17 protein-coding genes and 2 pseudogenes are annotated in these 25128 nt (G+C 51.2%); 9 read left to right on the forward strand and 10 right to left on the reverse strand.

Annotated elements, in window-relative coordinates; genetic code table 11:
- Positions 1-146: 146 nt before the first annotated feature.
- Positions 147-1127 carry a terminase TerL endonuclease subunit gene (locus tag R3F50_16580; protein MEZ5491907.1) on the reverse strand — a complete coding sequence of 327 codons (981 nt, stop codon included), beginning with the start codon at positions 1125-1127 and terminating at the stop codon, positions 147-149.
- Positions 1128-1268: 141 nt separating this feature from the next.
- Between R3F50_16580 and R3F50_16585 the strand changes: the two are divergent.
- The 4 genes and pseudogenes from R3F50_16585 (at position 1269) to R3F50_16600 (ending at position 7033) form a co-directional block, all read left to right on the forward strand.
- A pseudogene (locus R3F50_16585) lies at positions 1269-1949 on the forward strand (transposase).
- Positions 1950-2578: 629 nt separating this feature from the next.
- Positions 2579-3850 carry a hypothetical protein gene (locus R3F50_16590; GenBank protein ID MEZ5491908.1) on the forward strand — a complete coding sequence of 424 codons (1272 nt, stop codon included), beginning with the start codon at positions 2579-2581 and terminating at the stop codon, positions 3848-3850.
- A complete protein-coding gene (locus tag R3F50_16595) occupies positions 3847-5073 on the forward strand; it encodes a Dyp-type peroxidase (GenBank protein ID MEZ5491909.1) in 1227 nt (408 codons plus the stop codon). The genes R3F50_16590 and R3F50_16595 overlap by 4 nt, the downstream gene beginning before the upstream one ends.
- A 115-nt stretch (positions 5074-5188) precedes the next feature.
- Positions 5189-7033, forward strand: coding sequence for a reverse transcriptase domain-containing protein (locus R3F50_16600; GenBank protein ID MEZ5491910.1), 1845 nt, complete (start codon positions 5189-5191; stop codon positions 7031-7033).
- A gap of 389 nt (positions 7034-7422) precedes the next feature.
- Here the strand turns inward: R3F50_16600 and R3F50_16605 are convergent, their stop codons facing one another.
- On the reverse strand, positions 7423-8682 hold the full coding sequence (locus R3F50_16605; protein MEZ5491911.1) for a reverse transcriptase domain-containing protein: 1260 nt from the start codon (positions 8680-8682) through the stop codon (positions 7423-7425).
- A 691-nt stretch (positions 8683-9373) separates the two neighbouring features.
- Here R3F50_16605 and R3F50_16610 point away from each other — a divergent pair.
- Positions 9374-10141, forward strand: coding sequence for a hypothetical protein (locus tag R3F50_16610; protein ID MEZ5491912.1), 768 nt, complete (start codon positions 9374-9376; stop codon positions 10139-10141).
- A gap of 708 nt (positions 10142-10849) precedes the next feature.
- On the opposite strand, the gene R3F50_16615 is transcribed toward R3F50_16610, so the two are convergent.
- The 3 genes from R3F50_16615 to R3F50_16625 all read right to left on the reverse strand — a co-directional run bounded on the left by R3F50_16615 (position 10850) and on the right by R3F50_16625 (position 14321).
- Entirely contained in the window at positions 10850-11821 is a 972-nt protein-coding gene (locus tag R3F50_16615) for a PEP-CTERM sorting domain-containing protein (GenBank protein MEZ5491913.1), read from the reverse strand.
- A gap of 416 nt (positions 11822-12237) precedes the next feature.
- Positions 12238-13590 carry an ATP-binding protein gene (locus tag R3F50_16620; protein ID MEZ5491914.1) on the reverse strand — a complete coding sequence of 451 codons (1353 nt, stop codon included), beginning with the start codon at positions 13588-13590 and terminating at the stop codon, positions 12238-12240.
- Positions 13591-13643: 53 nt separating this feature from the next.
- Positions 13644-14321, reverse strand: coding sequence for a response regulator (locus R3F50_16625; protein MEZ5491915.1), 678 nt, complete (start codon positions 14319-14321; stop codon positions 13644-13646).
- Between the two features lie 363 nt (positions 14322-14684).
- Here R3F50_16625 and R3F50_16630 point away from each other — a divergent pair, with 363 nt between their 5' ends.
- Positions 14685-16151, forward strand: a complete 1467-nt coding sequence (locus R3F50_16630) for a multicopper oxidase domain-containing protein (GenBank protein ID MEZ5491916.1) — start codon at positions 14685-14687, stop codon at positions 16149-16151.
- Between the two features lie 168 nt (positions 16152-16319).
- Here the strand turns inward: R3F50_16630 and R3F50_16635 are convergent, their stop codons facing one another.
- The gene (locus R3F50_16635; protein MEZ5491917.1) at positions 16320-16745 is read right to left on the reverse strand and encodes an energy transducer TonB; all 426 of its coding nucleotides are present in this window, start codon (positions 16743-16745) and stop codon (positions 16320-16322) included.
- Positions 16746-17863: 1118 nt separating this feature from the next.
- On the opposite strand from R3F50_16635, the gene R3F50_16640 reads away from it, so the two are divergent.
- Entirely contained in the window at positions 17864-18265 is a 402-nt protein-coding gene (locus tag R3F50_16640) for a YidB family protein (GenBank protein MEZ5491918.1), read from the forward strand.
- 88 nt (positions 18266-18353) lie between these two features.
- Here the strand turns inward: R3F50_16640 and R3F50_16645 are convergent, their stop codons facing one another.
- From R3F50_16645 to R3F50_16655, 3 genes are all read right to left on the reverse strand, one after another.
- Positions 18354-18761 (reverse strand): DUF4332 domain-containing protein, encoded by a 408-nt coding sequence (locus R3F50_16645; GenBank protein MEZ5491919.1) that lies wholly within the window; start codon positions 18759-18761, stop codon positions 18354-18356.
- A 101-nt stretch (positions 18762-18862) separates the two neighbouring features.
- Positions 18863-19642 (reverse strand): DUF481 domain-containing protein, encoded by a 780-nt coding sequence (locus tag R3F50_16650; GenBank protein MEZ5491920.1) that lies wholly within the window; start codon positions 19640-19642, stop codon positions 18863-18865.
- 30 nt (positions 19643-19672) lie between these two features.
- Complete coding sequence (locus tag R3F50_16655) at positions 19673-20503, reverse strand: mechanosensitive ion channel (protein MEZ5491921.1); 831 nt, start codon at positions 20501-20503, stop codon at positions 19673-19675.
- A 1018-nt stretch (positions 20504-21521) separates the two neighbouring features.
- Between R3F50_16655 and R3F50_16660 the strand changes: the two genes are divergently transcribed.
- On the forward strand, positions 21522-22595 hold the full coding sequence (locus R3F50_16660) for a hypothetical protein (protein ID MEZ5491922.1): 1074 nt from the start codon (positions 21522-21524) through the stop codon (positions 22593-22595).
- A gap of 338 nt (positions 22596-22933) precedes the next feature.
- Positions 22934-23119: pseudogene (locus R3F50_16665) on the forward strand (transposase).
- Between the two features lie 330 nt (positions 23120-23449).
- On the opposite strand, the gene R3F50_16670 reads toward R3F50_16665, so the two are convergent.
- Entirely contained in the window at positions 23450-25039 is a 1590-nt protein-coding gene (locus tag R3F50_16670; GenBank protein ID MEZ5491923.1) for a GYF domain-containing protein, read from the reverse strand.
- Positions 25040-25128: the final 89 nt, after the last annotated feature.

Here is a 25128-nt window from a genome sequence, read left to right on the forward strand (position 1 = left end):
AAGCATGCGGTTTAAAATCGTATTCTGAAAATAAATTGATGCACTAGAGGTTCGTTATTCCCAATGTTTCTTGATGGTTAACTCTATTGCTGTTATTGGCTATCAGAAAACCGATAATAACAAAATATTGTAGGTTAAAGCATTTTTTACCAAGCTATTGATAATAATCCTCTTCCCGGCCCATAGACACACTTTTCGGGCTCCGGTTCTCGCTTGTGGAGTCCGATAGCCATAGTCAGCGCCACCAAGCCGTCCACGCGGTCGATTGAGCGATCCTTGGCGATCTTCCTAGCCCCGGCTGGGTCAGATACGGTAACCGCATTGCTAGCATTCCAATCGAGGACCGGGTGATCATGGCGCAACTCATTATTTAGGATCGCCGCTTCCAGGCTATCCACGGCCGGCCCCATGTCGCGGAACCCTTGCCCCCAGGGAATCAACTCAATTTCGATACCCTCATCGGTGAGCTGCTTTTTCAGGTCTTCAATTCGCCACCGGTCATAGGCGACTCCCTGCAGATCAAATTCTGAGGCGATCTGAGCCAACCTGGACACAATAAATGATTTGTCGATTGCCTTGCCTGGGGGTGCCTCGATCAGCCCCATATCGCGCCATACAGGGTACGGTACCCGATCCCTGTCCATCCGGTCCGCCAGGTTGTCACCTGGTACCCAGAACCAGCAAAGTACATCATAGGAACCAGCGTCATCTGGAAATATCAGAATTAATGCTGTGAGATCAGTTGTGCTGGACAGGTCCAGTCCGCCCCAGCATTTCCTGCCGCGTAGGCGCTCAATGTCGACCGAATGTTTACAGCCCATCCACTCAGCGGAACTAATAAACCGGTGTTCGGCATCAACCGGCTGGTTGAGATACAGGTTCCTGAAGGTTGCCTCCGCTGCCGGTATCCGCTTGGCCCGGGCTGCCATCATGCGCATCTCTTCCAGACTTCGGAAGTCTCCGAGAGCTGGATTGCAAGCATGCCAGACTGCCTCATCCCAGATGTCAGCGTCCATCGGTGCCTGGTAGATAATCGGGCAGAAGGTTTGGTCCTGGATTGTTCCTTCCTGAATCTTCCTGCCGTAGTCGTACAGTTCCGACATGATGGAGTGGTTGTCACTGCTCATAGCGCTGATAACTAAGGTCAGAGGCTGTGCTCGGGACCCATGCTGGTAGTAAGCACGTCGAACAATTTCCGGTTCGGTGCCTGTGCCAGCTCGTCATAGATAACGCAGCTTGCGGAAAATCCATGCTTCGTTCGGGCCCCGCAGAAGGGCCGCCAGGTGTTCTGTCTGCAGACCATTCCCCCAAAGCCGGAAGAGCAGCCCGAACACGCCCGGGTCGCCAAACTCAACGGCTTCAGCCTGCACGCCGGGGTGGCCGCCCGGGCCGATCAGCGTGACAAGCTGGAAGGGCTGTGCCGCTACATCGCCCGCCCGGCGATCGCGGAGAAACGCCTGTCACTCACGTCGACCGGCAAGGTACGCTACGAGCTGAAGACGCCGTTCAGAAACGGTACCACCCACGTGATCTTCGAACCGTTGGACTTTGTTGCACGACTGGCCGCCCTGGTGCCGAAGCCAAGAGTCAACTTGACCCGCTTCCATGGGGTCTTCGCCCCCAACAGTAAACACCGGGCCGCCATCACGCCGTCGGGGCGGGGCAGGGGAAGCAACAAGAACAAGGACCGACTCCATCCGGATGACAGAACGCCTGCCGAACGCCACGCCGCCATGACATGGGCCCAGCGCCTGAAACGGGTCTTCCAGATCGACATCGAAACCTGCGAGAAGTGTCAGGGGCCGGTAAGGATTGTCGCCTGCATCGAAGACCCGGCGGTGATCCGGCAGATACTGGCACATTTGAGCAAGAGGGAATCCGCCGATTCCCAGGCACAGCTCCCGCCTGAACGGGCCCCGCCGCAGAGCAACCTGTTCGACGACGCCTGACTCACACAAGTAGAAAGAAGGAAAATTTACAGTCGGCCAAGGGGTGAGGTAAGCGTATTTGAAAGCGCCAGCTTTCTGCGCAACCGAACGCCCCCAATCTGTGATTGGGGGCTGGAACGGCGGCCGGCGGCCCCTCGGTCCGGTGCCGGCATGCGTGCCTGTTTTCAATGCATCGGGGCTGACAAGCAGAGGATTTCCCGGGTTTTTCCGTCCAAATGGACGACCATGCATGAATCACTATGGCCTATCGACCACACACCTGGACATTGCCACCTGGACTGCCCTGGTTCAGAGATACCTTTTGTACTTCCATAAGCCTGACGAAGCGGATACGGGCATCGGGGTCGGCGAGGTCTTGTTATATTGCCGAGGAGCGGGAAAGCCGGAAACTGGCTTGGAACACTCAGTCAGCGGCGGAAACGACAAGGCCGACCATGCTGTCCGCCGCAGCTCGGCTCTCTGATCCGCCCCTGGACCTATAAGATTGGACACAACCGATCGAGATTGACGTAACTCACGACATTGTTAAAATGGTGCGGCTGCTTGTGAGGTAAGCTGATCCCTCCAACCCGCGCTGGCTAGACGAGCACTTTGGTTCATCAGCAAGAATTCTTCGAGGGAGGATGCTCATGCTCTACGACTCTCCTGGCAACACCGAGGCGCTTCCGCCCGCTATTAAGCAGGATTGGAACGACAGGATCCAGAGGAAGTTCCACGAGAACGCTGCCTACAACAGCCGGTTCTTCTCCATCGACCCCAACGCGGTTTCTGATCCGATCGAGGCACGTCCATCCTGGTTCGGCGATCCTGCGGAGCCGCTGTTCTGCAGAAATGAGGATATTGCGCGGAACCTCAGCGATTGGGGTGTTCGAGGGCGACACGCCTTCCACAACGAGTACTGCGAGTACACGGTTGTGTACCGCATCGCCCCGGACGGCAGCACACGACCGAAGCGCGTCACCGTGACGACAGAGCTTCGCGAGTACTGGGTAACGCTCGCAATGCACGACCCGGATCTGCTACAAATTGTAGCCGAGAGCGTGCTTGGGTTTCAGCCAACGTGGCAGGACCTTTACGCGCACCAAGACCCGCACGCGTTATCCCCACGCGAACGCGAGATCCACTTCTCTCGACAGGTCGCGGGCCACGGCTTTAGCAGCTCGCTCGAGGACCCAGCGACCGGCCAGTTCATCGTCCCACGTCAACCGATCGGTGCGCTCAATCGTGAGAACGCGTTGTTCATGACGCACCCCATCAACGGGCTCGACGACTTGCTCTACATCGTGATGTTCGGGGCGCATCCATACGCACGCCTCGTCAACGGCGTGCGTCAGCCGGCAACGAAGGAGCAGATCTTCCGGGCGACCCACTTCGGACAGGAGAACCCGCCCGTACAGCTCGCGTGCCGACACGCCGATCCCGCCGCCGCCACAGCCGCTCATCAGCAGGCCTACGCCGGGAGGCAGATCGCGTTCGCGAATCCGCTCGGCATGTACATCAACCAGTTCACCGACAGCGTGTTTACGATCAACGATCAGCCGATCCCGGCCGAATGGATTCGCTTCTCCCGCGGCAGACAGCGCATTGAGTTCGGCCCGGGCGACAACGACAGCGCCTTCCTCGACGACATTGACGTCAGCGAGGGCTCCGAGACGAAGAAGGTTACGGGCGGTTACGACGTGGTGAAGCGCATCGAAGTCGGTCCGGCCCTGCTGATCGGCTCCGAGTCGGCAGTCAGCGATGAAGAATACATCGATCTCACCGAGAGCACGGACCCCATCTCCTGCAGCGACGCATCGGTCTGCGATTTCGTCAGGCAGGTGGAAGATGAGTACAACAACCAAACCGCCCTCGTGCGCAACGGGCCCCGCCGTGTGTTTGTGGAGCCTGACCGGGGGTGACCACCGATTTCCAAGAGGGCATCTTCTTTCAATCTGGTGCGCGACCCGGGAGCTTCTTCGCTATTTGCTTCCTCGAAGCACTCCCGAACGCAGATGGCCTGAGCACTCGTCGCTGCATCGATGCGCTCTGGCGTCATATCGCGGATCTCAAGAACGGCATGGTGCCTGGGGTCGCACTGGCCGTGCCGCACGGAGATCTGACCGCACTGATCGCGTTCGGGCCGAACTGCTTCAAACTCTCGGGGACACGCGCAGTGCCGGACGGCCTGAGGCCGAAATTCCGTTTCCTCTCACCACACACCTCAGGTGGCGGTGCGTTGCTACGCGGCGCCGGGCTGCACTACCGCGAGGACATTGTGAAGAATGTCGCGACCGAAGCCGTCGCGATCCAGTTCATCGCCGATACCCAACTCGCGACATACAGGGCCATTGTGGAGACGCAGCGGTTCCTCGCCGCGTACACCGACGAACTAACGGGCTACCCGGTGCTTGCGATGGCATCGTCATTCCACGGGTTCCAACGCGACGACCACCGCAGCTGGATTGGGTTCCACGACGGGATCTCGAACATGCGCAGCGGCGAGCAGCGCGAGGTCGCGCTGAAAATCCCGACGGGTGAGTACGAACGGGGGTCATACCTCACGTTCATCCGGCTCGAAGTCGACTTGGACCGATGGGAGACGCTCTCGCGTCGCGAACAAGAAATTGCGGTCGGGCGTGACAAGGTCACGGGATGTCCTTTCGACCGGATCGCTCCCGACGGCACTCCGCAACCCGTCTCGGGTTGCCCGGTCCTCGGAACAACCCAGATCTCTCAGCGTGAACCGTCCGGCAACATCGACTTCTTCGAACCCCCACTCTTGGGCGACGAGACGCTGCTCCGGAGCCATGTTCAGCGGGCGAACCTCCAACACAACCAGAACGCGGCGGACCCTCAATCGCTGCGGATCTACCGCCAGGGGTACGAGTTTCTCGAGACCTCCGCGAACGGCTCACGCTTTTCAGTCGGACTCAACTTCGTCGCGTTCCAGAGCACTCCGAGCCGCGTCATCAGGATGCTGACGCGCAGCGGGTGGCTGGGCGAGGTCAACTTCGGCGGAGTGCCGAACGATGAAGGATCGAAGATTCCCGATCTGCTCAAGGTCACCGCGGCCGGCACCTACCTCGCACCGCCCGTGCGCGAAAGCGAGGCGTTCCCCGGGGAGTTGATCTTTGTCCCATAACGCATGGTCGGCGCGTTCAACGTCGACTAAAATTGGCATGATCTGATTCGAAACAGCGTCCGTTTCGTCCCGGACGAGACGCGCCACCAAGCTGCGTTTCTTTCGAGAGGCGTATTTGGTATATGAAAGCGCTGCGGATGAGCACATCAAGGAGTTGCGTAAAACATTAGCAGCAAAGGCATGGCAGCCAAGTCATGCGACTCGCATATATCTGCCCAAGCCATCTGGCCTGCAACGCCCGCTTTCACTATTGGATATCGAGGATCAGATTGTTCTTCAGGCCATTGCGAACCAATTTGCCACAAAACTATATAAGAAGCGGCAGCGTGTTGAATTAGAGACGGTTTTTAGTAACAAGCTTGCAAGCCCAAGAGATTCGATTTTCTTTATGGAGCGCTGGCAGACAACCTACAGCGCATTCCAGGATAAATGCACCGAGGCATTCAATAATGGGCTAAGGTGGTCTGCACACTTTGATCTGTCTGCATACTACGACACCATATCGCATGATTTGCTATTGTCGATAGTATCTCCCAGTGGGGATGAACCAGAAACTATCAATATCGTAAAGGATTGGCTGCGTATCTGGTCGGCTGACAATATTTCCACGATGACGGGACATGGTATACCGCAGGGGCCTATTGCGTCCGATTTCCTGGCGGAAGCATACTTCTTGCCGATCGACCTTCAGTTGCAGAAAGCGTCATTTCAGTATATTCGATATGTTGATGACATACGCCTATTCGGGCGCACTGAGAATGAGGTGCGCGAGGCCGCTATTCGTCTTGAGCAGGAATGTCGGCATCGCGGACTAATACCGCAAAGCGCAAAGTTTGATATACGCAAACTGAATACGGCGGATGAGGCTTTGGGTTCGCTTCCAAGTATTTCCCCCGCAGATGGAAAAGGATCTTTTGAAAAGTCTCTGAGCGCGGCCGAGGCGAGGAAGATCCTGGCTTCGGCGATTGGTGGTCGCCCTCAAAGAATCAAAGATAAAGCCCGGTTCCGCTACATCATGTATCGAGCACCGGAAGATACGAAAATACTCAATGATGTGCTTAGGCTCTTGCCGAGACACCCGGAACATATTGATGCCTTTGTCGCCTATTTTGCGAACTATCCCAATAAAACCCGCATTGCGAAGGCAGCATTGGATTATCTGGAGACTGGCGTCCCATATTCCTATGTTCGTGGCAAATTATGGCATCTGATTGCACGCTTGGCTGGCATTGATGAAATGCGACGAGGACTTCCAATGGCGCGGATCGACGCCAGAAATAGATCCAGATGCGTGGCGCTTTCATGGGGTGTAATGCACTTTTTAATGAAATGCGAAGACAATCGGCTGATTCGGGATAGACGAAGATTGGCAATGGAGCATCCACTTAGCCGAAGCCTTCTTGCGCCAATTCTTAAAGATAAGGAATTCGCACCTGCTGGCCATGCGGTGACTTTGCTTAAAGGTACGCTCATGGAGCAACTGGCAGGCGCACGTGAACTTCAGAAAAGGGGCATCATACTCAGCTCTCTTGGATTAAGACAAAGAAACCTGCCAGCTAGCTGCAATCGGACTCTCAAGTCACTTGGTGTTATACGCCGACAACATAGCGCCTCACGGGACTGGATATCAGAGATATTGGTATCTCTCTATGGATGCAATAGCGGCCCTATTTGGCGCGATCTTCTTGGTTCAGAGTATGAACATGCAATGCAATTCCTGATAGAAGCGAAGGCGCGTTTTCCTGGCGCTTATTCAGAATGGCTCGGATTGCAAGACAGTTTTTCAGACATTGTCATCCGTCAGTTTTTTGTTTTTCTGCGGCAGAAAGGTATGGGTGGTCATTCAAAAACACAGGATAGGAATGGAGGATTGGTTAAATACGGTTCGTTGATTGCCAAAAATACACCATTCGACACTGCCTATCCGCATGTGGCGAGTAATTTGCGGGATATTCATTAGCACAGAAACAAATTACCCGGTTCTCATCCTTACGACCAGAAGGGTGGCGCGAAGAACAAGTGGTTAACTAAGGCGGAGCGAGAGAATCTCCTTCCAAAGGTAAAGGTGGCCTTTGATACCATTGCTTTGGTGGTTGAGCAAAATAAATAGCTTTTTGGATGAATGATAATGCACAAGTACAAGCCCTTTATGCGGCAGAATATTTATCAAGAAAACTTATTGGCACGTTAACAGGAATGAATCGCAAACTTGTTTCGCAGGCAAGGGGATAAAGTCAATACCAATCCAACACGCCATCTGGAAAGCCGGGGAAGTCCTCGTCGTGCAAACCACTTGCCCAGCTCGACTCCGACACCATAGTCGAAAAGGCTGTGGCCTGAGTGTTTGTTTCATGCCGGTTTGATAATGGGGTCTCTCTTGCTGTCTGTGAGCAAATGCACCCCAAGCAGGCGACGACGATTATCCATCTCGCCAGCTTTATCAAAGCGTGTTTTGGCGGCCGCATAGCGGGATAAGTATGTCGATATTTTTTTATCCACTTTGGCGTCAATTGCCCGCATGAGGGTCGGGTCGTTACAGAATGAATACTGATTACCCCAGCCCTTCATGATATTGCTGACATCATTCAGGGTTTCCGTGACCGTTCTATGTTTCTTAACGAGTTCGTCCGGGTTGACCATAAGTGCGGCACTGTTATTGAATAATACGTCAATATTATCCAGTAAACGCTTCTGGGACTTTCTATTAGGGCGTATTAATCCCGGTTTAATTTCGCAGCCGAGAAATGAAAACATGGATGTTGTTTTTCCCATTTCGGCTTTGTCATGATCATTTTTAGGATCGTATGCCGTTAGACTATGTTTTTTGAGTTGGTTGTTCGCCTTTTTGAAAGCAGCATTTATTGCCTTAACAGTTGGTGCAAGAATAATAAAGTCATCGATGTACCTGATGCAGGTGATATCGCCTTGATTCATTTTAATATCGAACTCATTGAGCAGGATGTTGCCAAGTAAAGGCGACAGGCACGAACCCTGAGCGACACCGATATCATAGATGGGGAATGCGTGTATTCCTGCACCCAGTTGTTCCATATTGGAAAGTTCTGTGGTTATTGCGCCCTTAAGCAGTTCGAGAAATTCTGTATCAGTGGTGGTATCACCGATAGTGGAAAGAATGGTTGGTTTAGGTATTTTGGTGAAGAAGGACTCTATATCTGAACGCAGATAATACCTCGCGCCAGACTGGATCGCCTGGTATGCGGCTCGTAAGGCGTCAGATACGCCCCGATCCTTAATGCCGCCAAAGCTGGTTTGTACTGTGAAGTAGGGTGCAAGTGGTGGGTGGGACTGAAGCACATCCAGTATCGAGCGTTGAACAATACGGTTTTCAATCGGGGATTTTACGATTGGTCGTTTTGATGATTTGCCAGGTTTTTCTATGAGTACGCCTTCAGATGGCAAAAACTCAAATGTTTTTTTGTAAAGCTGATTGCCGATACGACGGAGATGCTTGTCAGATTCCTGGTAAAATTCTTTGACTTGTTTACGAGTTTTGTCTGATTTGGAGGTGATGCCGTTGCCATGCACTATTCGCCATGCGTTATGCAATGAGCGACTACTTCTTACTTTTTTATATAGGCTGTCGGACATTTCTTCTTGTTCGTGTGTATGAGCTGGGCCTTACCGGTTCACTTCGCCCAGTCGTTTAAACGTTGGTTGCACCCTCTGGGGCTCCAGCCATCTGGAGTAACCCACCTGGTCTCAGCCTGCTGAGACACCGGGCCTGCTCGTCCTGACACGGCACCGCCAAGCGGCCCGCTCAGTGAGCATGCAAGGAACATGGTGGCAATACAGCCTAACAGCCACCGCCGCGCCAAGCTGACACGTTTTTGCATGTCTTGGTCATCGCTTCATTACCCCGCTCTAGTTTACCTTTTTGAGCTTTTTGTCAAATCCGCGCCGGCCAAAGCCACCTCCGTCCTGAAAATAAGCTCTGCGACCGCCCGGTAAGGGCCTTTCAAGGACCAAGTTACGGTCATTTGCAGAACGACTGGACGTTGGTTGCACCCTCTGGGGCTCCAGCCATCTGGAGTAACCCACCTGGTCTCAGCCTGCTGAGACACCGGGCCTGCTCGTCCTGACACGGCACCGCCAAGCGGCCCGCTCAGTGAGCATGCAAGAATACTTAGAACAGAATGGGGTTATTGATGATAAATTCAAGGGGTACCACAAAAAATAGTGGTTAATAATTGCTCACAGCACAATATATGCGATTTTTCTAAAATTTGAGGCGTGTGGTGACGAATATTATGGGGACAGATTTATTTAATGAACAATACATATGAAATTCCAACGCTACATCGGCATCGATTATTCCGGCGCGCAAACGCCGGAAAGCCGGCTCAAGGCTCTTCAAGTCTACGAGTCCGGGCGTGATGGTGAGCCGGTAAAGGTCAGCACGCCAACAGAGGGTGCAAAAAACTGGTCGCGGCTGGAGGTCGCGCAATATTGTCTGCGCGCGATTGAATCTGGTGAGCCGGTGATCATCGGCATCGATCACGGTTTTTCCTTCCCGATGAGTTATATGCAGCGCTACGGGCTCACCAGATGGGATGATTTCTTGGAAGATTTTATGCGCCATTGGCCGACGGCCGATCCCCATACTTACGTCGATTTCGTTCGCGAAGGGAATCTTCGCACCGGTGATTCATCCGAGTTGCGCCTGTGCGAACAATGGACAGCGACAACCAAGAGCGTGTTCCTGTTCGACGTGCAGGGTTCGGTGGCAAAGTCCACCCATGCCGGTCTGCCGTGGTTGTTATGGTTGCGGGGGATGCCGGGAGGCCGGTCCTATATTCATTTCTGGCCATTTGACGGCTTTGAGGTGCCGGAGGGAAAATCGGTGATCGTCGAAGTCTACCCGGCTTTATATAAACGGCGTTTCGCCAGGGAAGGCCGGTCATCTGACGAGCACGACGCATGGTCAATTGCCGCATGGCTACAGGAAGCCGACCGGCGTGGCACCCTTGATCAATATTTGTCACCGCCACTGACCCTGCCCGAGCGAAAACAGGCAGAACTGGAAGGCTGGATTCTCGGGGTCTGGTAGCGGTTGATACCCTCGTTGGTTTTCAAGCTGATTTTCTATCGGTTTGGGTGAGCGATAGCCTTTGCCGCTATCCTGTAGGTTCCGGAATCGAACCTGATCAATCGTGCCCAGGGGGGGGCGAAAACAAAAGTGCGGAATCTAGTGAGACGAGGATGAGGGCTATATACTCGGTTCTTCTTTACCAGACCCAATTGCCTGAACCGGCCCGTGGCGGAACTAAAATTGCTGAGCAATTACGCCAGATTTACGCCTACGCCAAACCTACGCCACACATAGATAACTATTTGTTTATAAAAGGCATTCGATTCCGGTCCCGGGCACCAATAAAATCAATAAGTTAAGATAAAATCAAGCCTTCGACAGTTTTGTTAAATTGGCTTAGGCTACACATAGGCTACAGGGCTTCCTGCTTTGTTTTCTTTATGTCGGATATGTAGCGCGGGTTTGTGCCAGCCAGCTCGGCGGCGTGATCGCGGCTAACCTTATGTGTAAAAGTCGGAATCTGAACTGGCAGACAGTATCAGAACTCAAAGCAGACGTAGCCGCTGCACAATCCTACGACCGCTACCGGCTTCAAAGCAGTCATTCGTAATGTCGAATGTAAATATAGAACAGTCCCAACTAGAAGATAGTCAGAAGTCAGATTCCCAGATAGCAAAAGGCAGCCGGTACGGCTGCCCTTCGTTTCAGATTAGTTTATTGTTAAAGTCAGGCTTTAATTCTTCGTCTACGTGAGAGAGCAAGTCCTGCAAGGCCGAGACCGAGTAGACCGAGCACACCGGGTTCGGGAACATTGGATGTCGGCGCATCGTTCAAGTTCAACGTGCCTGGAAATTGGCCCGACGCTGAATAGGTCGTAGCCCCAACAGGCCCCTGATAGGAAAAGCTTGCCGTGCTGAAGAAGTCGGCGGTGGATGTTCCTGTCAGCGATGCCGCCGTATCCATTGACAGACCAGCCGCCCAGTCAAAGTCCCCATTAGGCATGAAGGAAAAATCAAGGATTCCCGGAACGTTAAATGGCACCTGCCACGAATACATCTGCCCACCGAGGTGATAGTCTTGAGAAACGATGGTGTTGCTGGCGAGGTCGGTTGGGAAAGGCGCATCATTTAGTAGCCATTGCGCGTAGGAGTCCAGCGTGCCCGGCTCGAAGATTTGGATGAAGAAATTTGCATTTGCCCGGTCATTTACGCCAACGCCTTGAGAAACAAAACCCGACAGGTCAATGGAGAAGGTGACTTCTGTCGCACTGGTCCACTGGAAGGCATTGTTACCATCATAGGCCCGGAAGCTGTCGCCGAAATCGGCCCGAGAAAAGGCATAGCCGTTCAAATTGAAGGGACCTGTGTTGGCGAGCGATGTGGACTGAGCCTTGGCCTTTAAGGTTCCACCGGCCAGCGAGGACTCAGCCTGGGCAGTTCCTGTGCCAGCACTTCCTGTGTAAGTGAGATTTCCGCTTGCTGCGCCACCCGCCGTATCCTGATCATCCTGAATGTAAGTAGGATTCTTGTTGACGGACACTTCGTTGAAGAGATCCGGCACGGCGGAGTCATAGGTCAGCACGGTCGTCCCACTAAAATGGGTAATGGGATTGCCCTGTGCAGGAATCGTCTGCACAACATAAAGGAACGGCAGAGCCAAAATGCTGAGAATTCTAACGGGTGCTCTAAAAAAGATCATTAGGGATGCTCTTTATTTCTAACAAGTGGTTTTTAATAAGAAATGCAAAATTCATGCCTAACACTAAAATACAAACAATTTCAGGGATTAAAGGAAAATGAAGATTCGATGGAAATTCGCGAATGTAAATAACTTCGACACTTTTTCCTGCTCGCGATTTCCAAACCAACCAAAAATGGCGAAAAATTGCGGTTAGTGGTCAAAATCAGTGTGTAAAATTGTATTACACCTCATTCCGGTAACGAACGGCGGCTTTGGGTTTAATAGCAGTAGTAGCTCTTGATCTACCAATAGTCAGCTCACGGCTTCGAAGCGGACATTGGCCATTTCGCGTAATAAGTGTACAGACTGATAATTTTGGTTCCCGGTACACGCTCTTGTAAATGTACTACTGCCACACTCTCAAGCACAAGAACTTAGGTATTTTTAGCCAGATTGTCGGGACACGATGCATTGAAAAGCTGATTTTCCAACTTTCGCTTAAAGTGCAGGCGAAAGCAGGCTCCTCCACTTGGTCGGTTAAAGTATTCGACAGTTCCTTCATGGAGCTTCATTATTTCCGAAACTATTGCCAGCCCTAATCCCGCACCAGGAGTGGTATTCGAAGGCGCACGACAAAACCGATCGAAAATCTGCTTCCCTAATTCATCGTCGATACCTGGTCCTTCATCTGTAACTTCAATTGTGAAGTCTTCAGACACATTTACCTGCACCTCTGTATTCTCAGGTGTATGGTTGAGCGCGTTCTCCACGAGATTTCGTAGAGCATCTTCTGTGGCATGGCGATTCCCTTGAATTACCAAGGGCCGGGTTACTCCAGTAAGCGCAACCTTTCGGTTTCGGTAAATAGCCAATGGTGCGATGTATTCAACGACGTCGCGGGCACAGGCTTGCAGGTCAACTTTCTCCGATCTGTCCAATACACCGCTATCGAGGCGGGCAACTTGCAACAATTGATTTACGAGACGGTTCATGCGCTCGATATCCAGACGCAAGGCGCTTGTATCTGACTTGGTATCCAGGTTCTCAATTGCACCACTGATAATCGTCAGCGGTGTTCGGAGTTCATGGGCCGCGTTGGCAGTAAAACGGCGCTGAATCTCAAACCCCTCTTCCAGACGACCCAAAGCCTGATTGACGGCCGTCACCATTGGTGCGATTTCAGTTGGCAGAGCGGTTGTGTCCAGACGAATCGATAAGCTCTCCGGTCGGATACTCTTAGCCTGCGACGCCGTCTCCAACAATGGTTTCAGACCACCCCGAATCGCGGCAACGCTGACCATGAGGGTTGTCAGTACGAATATTGGAACTATCCAGGCTGCAGTGGCGGCAAATTCGTCCAACATAGCGGACAGAATTGCATTTTCAGGATTATAGGGTTCAGCGACTATAACCGTGACACGGCCTCGCTCACTTCCTTCGCGCGTGATAAGCCCGGTATATGTTTGAGATTGCGCACCGAATGAGTCCAGGGTGAAATACTGGAACTGGCCTCGCATCGACGTAAATTCCCTTGTGGCAATTTCGAAGGCCTCACCTGAGCTGGCAATAGTGTCTTCGTCCCGGTCGCGTATAACAAATACCGTAGAAGATTCAATGATGCCTGCTTCCACAAGTTGATCGAAGGGCATAAACGGACGGTTGTCATCCAGTGAAATGGCCAGGTTCTCTGCCTGGTCAAACAGGTCTTGTCGCGTAAGTGCCTCAGCCGTTCGATTACCGAGATAGAAGAATAAGCCGACCGCCAGAATCGTAGCCAGAAGGAACACGAAACCCAGCCTGAGAGCCAACCGTAATTGTAATGATCCAGGTCGCATTGGAATCATTGCATCTGCTCTACCAACAAGTAACCTATGCCACGTACAGTGTGGATTTCAACGGTAGCTTGATTGTCTGCCAGTTTCCTGCGCAGAAGGTGTATATGAACAGGGATTGCGTTTGATTCGGGCTCATTGTCCAGAGCATAAAGTTTTTCTTCGAGAACTCCCTTAGGTACGACGCGCCCAAATCTCCGCAGCATTATTTCCAGAATCGAAATTTCACGTCGGGAAAGTGCAAGTGGATTTCCTGCCACACTTACCTCGCGCCCTATTGTATCCAGTGTTACGTTGCCGGCATCCAGCACGGCACCCAGTACGCCTCCGGGACGCCTCAACAAGGCCTTTATCCTTGATACCAGCTCTTTAATTGCAAACGGTTTGACCAGGTAGTCGTCTGCACCAGCATCGAGTCCCCGCACTCGGTCATCTACCGCGTCTCGAGCAGTAAGAATAAGAATCGGCAATTGCGTACCCCGGCGACGGGCTGACTCTAAAACACTTATACCATCGCCGTCTGGCAATCCCAGATCAAGCACCGCAGCATCATAAGAAATACTGGTCAGCGCGTTATTGGCGTTTTCTGCGGTACTGACTGAATCAACGACGAAACCAGCATTTTCCAGCCCTTCCTTCAGAACATCTACAATTCGCTGTTCGTCCTCAACGACTAGAAGTCGCATCCTATTCTCCCTCAACGTCGCTTGATCGGGTTAACTCTGAGTATAAACCCTAATTGTTATCACAGGATTAATGGCCGGAGGAATCAGCCATATCCTTTGCACAGTTATTTTCTCCTCATAAAACTACCTTAAAAATTGTGTGTAAGACTTACATTCACCCAGTAGAAGTCAACATGGATGATCGTACTTTTGCTCCGGCAGCCATTCATCAATATAGGAGATACACCTTTGAAAAAAAGGCAATTTATCAGTGGTGGGTTAGGACTTGGGGCGTTGACGCTGGCAGGTTCGGGGCTCTTACTTCCCTTAGGGGTAAGAAACTCGGGAGCGGTGTGGCGTTCCAATAGCGTCGCTAAAAGAGAAATGCCCATTCCTAAACTGCTCGAATCAACCAACGATACTCCGCTTGAGCTCACGATGGGGATGGGTGACTGGGAAATGCTTCCAGGTATAAAAACGACTACCAGTGGATTCAACGGCCCCTACCTTGGTCCGACCGTCCGGGTACGCAACGGGCAGGATGTACCTGTTATATACAGGAACACGCTGTCTGAATCTGTAGCCGTTCATGGTCATGGCCTGCACGTGCCAGGTGAAGTGGATGGCGGTCCGCAGCGGGAGATCGAACCGGGTGGAAGCTGGTCTCTGGAACTGCCTGTCCGCCAGCAGGCATGTACCTCCTGGTACCATCCGCATACGCACGGCAAAACGGGCCCGCAGACTTACAAGGGGCTCGCCGGTTTTATTATTATCGATGATGAAAACAGTGACTCACTGCCCCTTCCTAAAACTTATGGCGTGGATGATCTGCCTGTAGTAGTTCAGGATCGCACTCTGGATAGCCAAGGAAGGCTGATTTACTCAGTGGAGGATGCCGAAGATGGACTTATGGCGGAAACCATCACCGTTAATGGAATTGCCAATCCGGTAAGAGCAGTACCCGCCGGGCTGGTCCGGTTGCGTCTCCTGAATGGTTCCAACGCCCGATACTACCGGTTTCGTTTTTCCGACGACCGGGTTTTCTACAAGATCGCAACGGACGGCGGTTTCCTTGAAGAGCCAGTGCCTATCCGCGAAGTCGTCATGTTGCCCGGTGAACGAAACGAGATCGTCGTGGATTTTTCCGATGGCAATCCCGCTATGCTGGTAAGCGGCCCCGGGCTCATAGGTGCGGCTAATACTGAGCGAAGAGATCGGGATAATCGGGAACGCAGGGATAGGGATAGTCGTGAGCGAAGGGATGAAGACAGTCGTGAGCGTCGTAATGGAGATGGCCGGCGCAATGATTGGGAACCAGGCGGAATGAACGATACGTTCGACATCCTGGAATTCAACGTCGATCCGAGGCTGCCTGCATTCCGTGGCCCTTTGCCACGCAGCCTTAATACTATCAGCAGGCCAACCGTCCGCAGTGACTGGCCCGTGCGTCGGTTCGAGCTGTTTATGGACGATGATGACAGAAGACGGCGCCTCTTGTTTGGACGACGAGAAGTCGGGGAGATGTCCATGGGCATCAATGGCCGTCCGATGGATATGCAGGTGATAAATGAACGCGTAAGGAGAAACCAATGGGAGCGCTGGGAGGTTAGATCCTATGACGGCAGCCATCCATTCCACGTGCACGGCTGTTCTTTTCTTGTACTATCCCAGGAGGGGATACCGGTTACCGATGCAGATGCGGGATGGAAAGATACCGTTAGAGTAGACGATCGCGCTGAATTTATTGTGCGATTTGACCATGAGGCAACAGACAAGTACCCGTACATGTACCATTGTCACATACTCGAGCACGAAGACCAGGGAATGATGGGCCAGTTTACGGTCACGTAAAACTGCAAAATCATCTGAGAATCAAAAATTCCCTTAGGTCTCCTATGGGTTTAATATCGGTAGTAGCTACAATTTTACCGAAGGTCCGTTTCAAGACATCATGATCTTAAAGCCGACATTCCTGCGGCGTTGCCGGAGGGCAGAAACCGGCTTCATAGCGGTCATCTCCTAATCTATAGAGGGTGGTGGGCGCCCTGTATAGGCGTCTGAAAAATGACCGTCAGTAGCTTCTGATCTAAATGCAAACTGAAACAAATACGTTACGCCTTCAACAATAACTGGAGTGCCGTCTTCAGCAAGTCTAGGATTGAATCTAAGAGATTCTGCGGATTGAATTGCAGGACGTGTAAAAACCCCCTTTGGTTCTTCGTCTAGGATTACTATTGACGACTTGTCTACAGTGCCATCTATCAGGACGTTAAATTTTGCGTGAACCCAGCCCTCAATCCCCTGTTCAGCTGCAGACCTAGGATAGTAAGGTGGGTCTTTATAGATAGGAAGCATAGGCTCAGGTTTATCAGGTTGAGCAATCGCCGTCATACCCGAAAGTATTAGGAACACCAAACTAACTGAACCGATTGTTTTTAATAGCATTTGATTGCTCCTTTACTTCCGCTTCGGGTTTAATATCGGTAGTAGCTACAATTTTACCGAAGGTCCGTTTCAAGACATCATGATCTTAAAGCCGACATTCCTGCGGCGTTGCCGGAGGGCAGAAACCGGCCTCGAAGCCGACGTTCACTTTAAAAGTTTCATCCAAGAAATCTAGCATACCAAGTCTTTAGTGGGTGGTCGTGATCCCGCTAGTGCAAATCAGCACTTTTAAATATCCTGTTAAGATTTCGGCCAGTACTCTAAATGTGGAATCTTTATGTTTGTTTAATTCAGCATAATTTTTTATCAAGATGCTTTGATTTTCTGGAGAGTTACTTATAAAAGTAGTGGTTGCCTAAATGCAGGGTTCGTTCCCTGGAATTTAACCACACTGGAACTGGGATGGAGTCCATATGGAACCACAGTGCCCCGTCGGTAGGATCGGCCGGTGGGTTATTGAGCATCATTTCGGAGACTCGTTGTGCCAATTCCCATGATTCAGTCTCAGTGGGGCGATCACTCCTTCCGTCGCACCACCAATTAAACTCACAGGGAGGTCTCTCTCCTCCCTCATAGACGACAGCGCAGATTGAGTCTGGGTAAAGATCGCTGCCCACTCGATTGAGCACTACCCAACCTACGGCAACCATTCCATCTTGTCCTTCCGATCTGGCTTCGAAATAAAGATTCAGCGCAAAGCACCTTGATGCATCCAATTCGTCAGAAGCTGCACGAGCACTTGTCATGAGCACGGGTGTGGTAGCAACCAGAATCACTGACAGTAATTGGAACACAGCCATTTTGAGGAACTTGCGACTAGGCGCGCGCGTCGACAAAGACAAGGTGGAGGACCTATTCATTCCAAGACTCCTTTGAGAAAAGAGGTAATACTAGCCTTAGTGTATCAAAACACATCTAGTTGGCCGAGTTCCAGATAGAGCTTGGGCGATGTAGGCCCTAAATTAGGAGTGTATCCAGCCACAATCTGCTACATCTCACGAATCACGGTCGGTCTGAAATCACCCAAATTTGGCTTAGGAAGTCCAGACAAAGGGATATGCTGACGCTGAGCTTCTGCTAGAATCCAATCTCAACATAACCGTGCGAGAGCTATGACAATGGATTTATTGGATATTGCAGTAAAAACCCTTGGTAACAAAATAGGCAATAGTGGAGCCAATTCGGATCTTGTGAAAGGCGTGGTAGGAAAACTCATTGGGTCTGGCAATAGCCTGGATTTAGCCGGATTGGTTGATGGTTTGGATAAAGAGGGTTTGCGTAGTGTAGCGGAGTCCTGGTTAGGCGATGGTGAAAATGACGAGATTTCAACAGATCAAGTGAAACAGGTACTTGGCGGAAATCAAATCGCAGAAGCTGCTCAAGCGCTAGATACAGACGAGGGCTCGCTACTTGAAGGGCTAAAAGATCTGTTACCCGAAATGGTGGATAAATCCAGCGCTGGTGGTTCACTACTTGATTCTGTCGGTGGACTCGGAGGTCTGGCCAAAAAGTTTCTGTAACAAGTTAAGAACCACCTCACTTGGAATGAACGAAATATCGCGGCGAAATCTCTGTATCAATTCGCCGCGAATTCGTGAAGGCGCTTACTTAGTGCGTGATTAGCGGATCAAGGGTTTTTGCCTGATCCACCCATTTCTCTACCACTGACGCACTGGGAACTGCGCGAGTCAACTTCTTTTCTTCATTCACCTTAGCCATAGCCTCAGCCAAGTTTGCGGCGTTGCGGTTACGTAGTTCTTTTACTGTGTCGACTCCGGCCGCTTCCAGCAATTCTGAATATTCTTCGCCAACTCCCGAAATTCTCATCAAATCTGCCATATTGGCCCATTTCAACAGTTGCTTTTCGGTACAACCAGTTTGTTCGGCAACTTTTTTGCGTCCTGACTTGTCGCAGCAGAGTTTCAGCAAATCATCGGTGGTTGATATATCAGCGACTGCCAGCTTTTCTTTCATGGCCGGCCCGATACCCTCAATTTCATCTATTTTGTAAACCATACTTCGCTCCTAATCTTTACTTACATAGTTTAATTGTGTGCCGAGTAGCACTAATGCTCCAGCACGTCACTAAAATGGAACTATTTCTATTTTAGCAATCTCTAAAAACTCCACACAACGGAAACGGCAGTCTGCGTGTCCGTTTTTTCTCGCCCAAACGGGACGTCAGTTTGATGTCTTACATTAAACGACAATCGTAAGGACAGGTTCTCCATCAAGGCACTTTCCACACCGGTTTCCGATCGATAGATTGTCGTTTCATCACCAGCTTCCGCCGACAGGTTTTGGAAAAAATTGGCTGATTCCGACATGTTCCACACGTACTCCCCTGCAGCCCTGATGATGACTTCGTTGAACTCATCAATCTCGGTTACCGATCTTCGATAACCAGGACCTACTTCAGTTGATAGACTCATGTTGTCAACATCAGTGAGAAAATTGCGCCCATAGGTAACGGTCACATCTGCCTGGTAGTCGAATCCATTAAAGCGGTCATCTTCATAGGCGCCCCGAACCCCCCAGAAGCTATTTTCATCTATCTGCCTGCGCCCTCTTGCCACATGGTAGAATCTCTGCGCGGTGACATCCCCAAACCTAGAGTTGCGGAGCCCATCAGATGTGAACTGATACTCCCAATTCTCTCTAAGCCAATCAACAGTCACACCATATGAAACGTTTTCCTCTTCAGTATTACCAGAGGTGAAAATGGCTCCCAATTCAATCTCGGTGACAATATCGCCACTCTGCTGAGCGAGTGCGTTGGTCCCCAAGAATACGAACAGCACAATAATAATTCGCTTGCTATTTTCTAACATACAAAGTTCTCCGACTTGGAATCGTTGTTGAATGACGCCGGGCGCATCCATGTCAATCGGCACCATTGCAGTTGGTTTCGTGTTTCAGTTTCTGATTTATTGCTGATTCTGGTAAATATGAACGTCCTGTTGTGGATAGGGGATTGACAGGCCCTCTTTGTCAAACGTTTTATAAACCTGCTCGTTCATTGCAAAGAAAACTCCCCAATAGTCTGCCGCATCAACCCAGCAGCGAACCACGATATTCACGGAACTGTCTGCCAGCTCTACTACTGCTCTGAATGGTTCCGGATCTTTGAGAATTCGGTCATCGGCAGCGATAAGTCGATCGAGCACTTGATAAGCCTTATCCAAATCGTCTCCGTAGCCTATTCCAAAGGTCCAGTCGACTCGCCTAGTTGATTGAGTTGAAAAGTTCACCAATGAGCCAGTAGAGAGCGGGCCATTGGGAATAATGATCGTCTTGTTGTCCGGAGTAGTCATAATTGTCACAAATATCTGGATCTCCTTCACTGAGCCGAGATATCCCTGAGCGTCAATGACATCGCCGACTTTAAACGGCTTAAAAAGCAGAATCATCACACCGCCGGCAAAGTTCTGAAGCGTCCCAGAAAGTGCTAAACCCACTGCCAAGCCAGCCGCACCGAGAATGGCAACAAAGGAAGTCATCTCAATACCCAGAACACCCAACGCAGTGATGTACACCAGGACTTTTAGCAATATCGAGACCATGCTACCCAGGAAACCCTGTAGCGATGGATCCATCCCGCTGCGCGTGAAAGCAGCTTTTATTGCTCTGACTATCATTCCGGCGACCCACAATCCAATTACCAGCGTTGCTAGTGCCGCTAGTAGCTTTGTACCGTAGGTGATTGCCAGATCTATCAGCATGGCGGTGTCTATGTTCTCCAAGTTGAAATTTTCCATAAATATCTCCAGTTACTGTTTTCTGGGCTTTCGAAGAGGCGCGATTTATACACTATCCACCCCTGGGTGTATACATCAGTTCTAGCGGGAAAATCCTGGAATTGCGGTGTTTCATTTATCCATGACAGCGAATCTCCAACAAAGACGACCACCGCGTAGGACTTTGCTTTCGCAGGTCTCTGATCTATGGAGGAGCTCCAGAGTGCAATGTTTTTGGTCAGGTTCACAGCCTTCAATCGGAGCCTACGGATACTGACATCATTCGGATACACTGATCTATCAAGCAAAATCTACTAATGTCCGAGTTGGGTTTATTAGGCGACCTAGCCGCTAGGTCCGCTTTGCGGCGATTTTGGATTTAGTCTCGACCTGCCAGAGGCTAGTCGTTTAGTTTGGATGCAACCAAAGCCTGCCGTATAAACTCTTTCGGGCTGCCATTGATACCCAGCGTCATTGCCTTATCGGACAATCCCAATAGCTGGCTTTTGATTTCTTCATACGACTGATCTGAGTTCAGCAGGGTCTCAAGATCACAAAGAAATACCCGCATCCGGAAGGGCAGTTATTTTCAGCTCGATTGTACTGGCCGCAGGTTTCAGTGTTTTTTTACTTGGCATCGTTTACGACCGTCATTCATGTCGGAATGTTCGCATCCATCATTATGGTTCTCGCGTTGTTGGGTGATCTACTACTGCTACCGGCTGTCCTGTATCTGATAGATGGTAAAGGTAGCAATTAGTAAATGTTACCAGCGTGATTTCTGCCTGTCGTCTACCCGGGGATGGTGAGCCGGGTGCAGAGTATAGTCCTCTGGGAGATCTCAATCCAACAAGCCCACAAAGCAGGATTGGCCGAATGCGAGGGCGCCATCGGGGCTGTGTCCCGATGGCCTAAGAATACAGGACTCTACTGGGTGTACGGTCGATGCTGGCAACCGAATCCCAACCGGGATATAGTCTGGAGTTGAGCTGATTGAGTTATTTCACTGTCAACCTGAACTACTCCTGGAGGTAGGCCAATGAACAAGAATCCTATGCTGAAAAAGATTGCGACTGTATGCCTTACACTGATTACTCTGGGTTTCAGCGCTTCTAATTTTGCTCAAACAAATTTTCTAGCTCCTTTCAACTTCATTATGGAGCAGGCGGAAGCGCTGCTTCCGGAGCTGTTTCCCACCGGGTCCGAGACTTTCGAAGCAGAGGCCGCAGGCGCTTCTTGGCTGGCGCGGTTCTACGAAGAAACAGGGGTCTACGGTGCACTGAACATAGATGAAGGCAATTTTTATGTTCTGGGTGGCCCCTGGACAGAAGTCACGTTTATTGACTCTGTCGACGCCCTCCTGACAGCGCTTAGCTATTCGCCACCGGACGGTGCCGGTGGGAGCAGTGATGGGCAGAACTCGGTTCTGAATCAGGGAAGTGGCGATTGTATCAACCTTACCAATCCCACAGTGGGCACTGTTGCCAGTTATACAGGGAGCATATTCCAGGACGGCATGACCGGCAACATAAGTTACACCACGACCTATACGGCAGTTTCCGATAGTTCGACGACCACGGAAACCGATCAACAGATAAGTGCTTCTGGATTCAGCTCCAACTCACTCTCGAGAACAACTTCTTATATTCAGCGCTCCAATGGCTGGCTTTACTCTACCGAGACGGACACTGAAGCTACCACTACGGCACAGGGGTTTTCTGTGACATCTGAATCCAACACCGTCTTTGATCCCCCCAGGTTTGAATCGCCGGAAACTATTTGCAGCGGCATGGTCTGGTTCATAGCCTCAGTAGTCTCCACGACCACCGGAACCAACCTTGGTGTCCAGATTCCGACGCTTTCGGCTGATACTGGTGAGTCCATATTGGAAACTCTGTCGGTCAGCCAGTCGATTACGGTTCCCGCTGGAACATTCAGTACAGTGCATCAATTGATCAAGAACCTGAACGATGACGGGGTGGAAGAGGGTTACTCTGAATCTTGGTTTATAAACAATGCCGGGGGAGTGCCGGCCAGAATTGATGTGTACCAGAGTGTCAATGGTATTGAAGAGTTGGTTTCCCGGGTGGAGTTGCAGTCCCTAAGCATCTGATAGCAGCGTGAGACGCCACCGGCCCGGTATGATCATGAGGCTGTGAACCCGGTTGTCGGGTTCGCAGATACAAGATATAAACATATAGATTTAGCGGGCAGACCCTGAGATAAACTCAGAAAATAATGAACAGGAATAAGAGGTTAAGTTAAAAAGAGTGCATACATGACACGATAGAGCCCTCCAACACGCGACCAAACCTAAGGAGGCGTGTCATGTATGCCCGGGCATTCTTACACGGAATTTTAGGCAATCGCTTCATGCTTCCAGGCTGAATGGACTTCGCAGGGTTTGCTAGGCACCAAAAAGCTTTCAAATCTATCTTTAAGCAAGTGCCTATGAGTGGCAAGTGATATTCCGAAGCGTTTAAAAAGGAAGCAGTAAAACAGATAACTGAACGGGGCTATTCCGTGGTTGGAGTGGCTGAGCGGCTTGTTACAACCACCTACAGCTTGTATGACTGGATCAAGAAGTATGGCAAGGCCACGCCTCGGGAAGCTAAGAAGCCAGATAAAGATGCCTAAAATGCCCGGTTAAAGGCTAAACTCAAGCGAGTTACTAGGGTTCTAACCCGATTTTACGGACACCTCAAAGAAGCCTCATAATAGGCGAAAGGAGTGATTGTGTCGAAGATCGGAGAAAGTCACACAGAGAAGGATATACGCTACACGGGCAGACGCCAAGACAGAGATACTTAACTTTGTCGAGATGTTCTACAAACCGATCAAGCGTCATTCATGCAACGGCGGGGTTTCCCCGGTGAAGTTTGAAGAGGCGGTTTTTCAGAGGCTGGAAGGTGTCTAGTAAAACCTGGGAAGTCCAGTATTCGTTGGAATGCCAGTCCAACCGGTTTCCTAAATACCACTGCCCTTCGCACTTTGACTCAACTTCTCAAGATTCATTTCATAAAGAATACAGCTGACGACCCGGTCACCGGTCTCCCAGGACTCGGGTGTCGGGTAAAGCGGAAAGACTGCCAGGGTCGAAGAGTCGTAATCAATTCCCACGAAACCCTCGAACTGCGCAATACATTCGGTGTTGGCATAATCGTCCAGGAAATCGTTGCCGGGGTAGTCCTGCAGCTCAACCTCAATTGACGCATACACTTCGTTGTCATGGGGCTCGTCACAGGGCACGCTGCGTACTCCGCTTATGGAGTTTGCATAGCCTCCGGGCGGGTCGTCAAAGCAGGCGCCTGTGGTTAAATAGGCCATGCTGACGAAATTGGATGTGGCGCGATAGCTGCCGAGCTCGAGAGGGGTGGCAAAACAGTCTATTTCGGCACAGACTGCTGCGGGATCATAAAATTCACCGGACAGCTCATCCCAGAACATATCGACAATGGAAAACTCGTAGGCTTCTCCCAGCGACAGTGGCGTAAATCCGTTAGCCTTGAACTCAGCCAGTTTCTCTGGCGGCAGGCCATACGCCTCCAGACGTTCGTAGAACGTGGTTATTTCATAGGAAATATTCTGCTGTCCCTCGGCAGAGCGCAGCTCCACTAGTGCTTCCGGGTGGTGGAAAACGATATTCGTGTTTGGGGTGGCAACGGAATACTCTGCCGCCGCGAGCAGAAAGACACACGCTGATACGCACTCGCCCTTTGCGCCTACCACGATTTCGTTTTCAATAATGAAATCCGCCAGCTCAAATGCGGCGGAAATCAACCCGCCAGGGCTGTTCAGAATGATGGCACTTAAATTCGGATCGAGGGTAAAGGCTTGCTTTAACTCACGGACTGACTGGAAGTTGATATACCCGTTCAGTGTTAAATCCGTGTCCGCGGTTTGCTGAAGGTAGTATTGTTCCACGCCAGCGTCGCCCATTCGCAGAACTGAGACATAATCCAGAACGATCGGGTAGTAATTGGCGGCCGATCCGATTACTCCCAGCACCACGAAGGTCTGCGCCACTCTTCCCCAGGCACCGGTTTTTCTGGGTGTGCTGGCGTGGGCGTCAGCGACATAATGTCTGGAGGATCGCCAGACGCCGACAATCTGCCACCCGTAGATAATAAATGCCACCAACAGTATGCCCAGGCCGAACCATGGCTGTTCCCGGGTGGCTGCTATCAGTGTGGTTGCAACGACCGCTACGATAAAGTTCAAGAGCGTGAAGTTGACCCACCAGGCCCGGGCCAGGGAATAATCACCGTGCCAGTGGCGCGAAAAGAAATTTCTGTCGGGCCTCGCTCCGGCAGGTTCCGGATCGGGTTCGTCGGCAATGGATTCAGCGACCGGAATAGGAGGGACGTCATCATCCTTCTTGTCGACGGCGGAAAACTCTTCGTACGTGGAGAGGGGTGCCCAGTCTTCCGCGCCGTGTCGCCATGCCAGGGTTGTGGTGCTGATTTCACCCTCGCTGACAAGTTCGCTAAGTGTACTGCGCGAAAACGGGCCGTGCCTGGTTCCGTGCTTGATATAGTACCAACCGGTTTCCGACATCGTGGGTTGTTCCTGAGGGCAGTTGATTGCTGATGAAACAGGCCCGGGCGTTAACGCAATCCCGTGGCTGTGACAAAGATAAATCAGTA

The sequence above is a fragment of the Gammaproteobacteria bacterium genome (assembly GCA_041395725.1).
In the GTDB taxonomy this organism is placed as follows: Bacteria; Pseudomonadota; Gammaproteobacteria; order Pseudomonadales; family Pseudohongiellaceae; genus NORP240.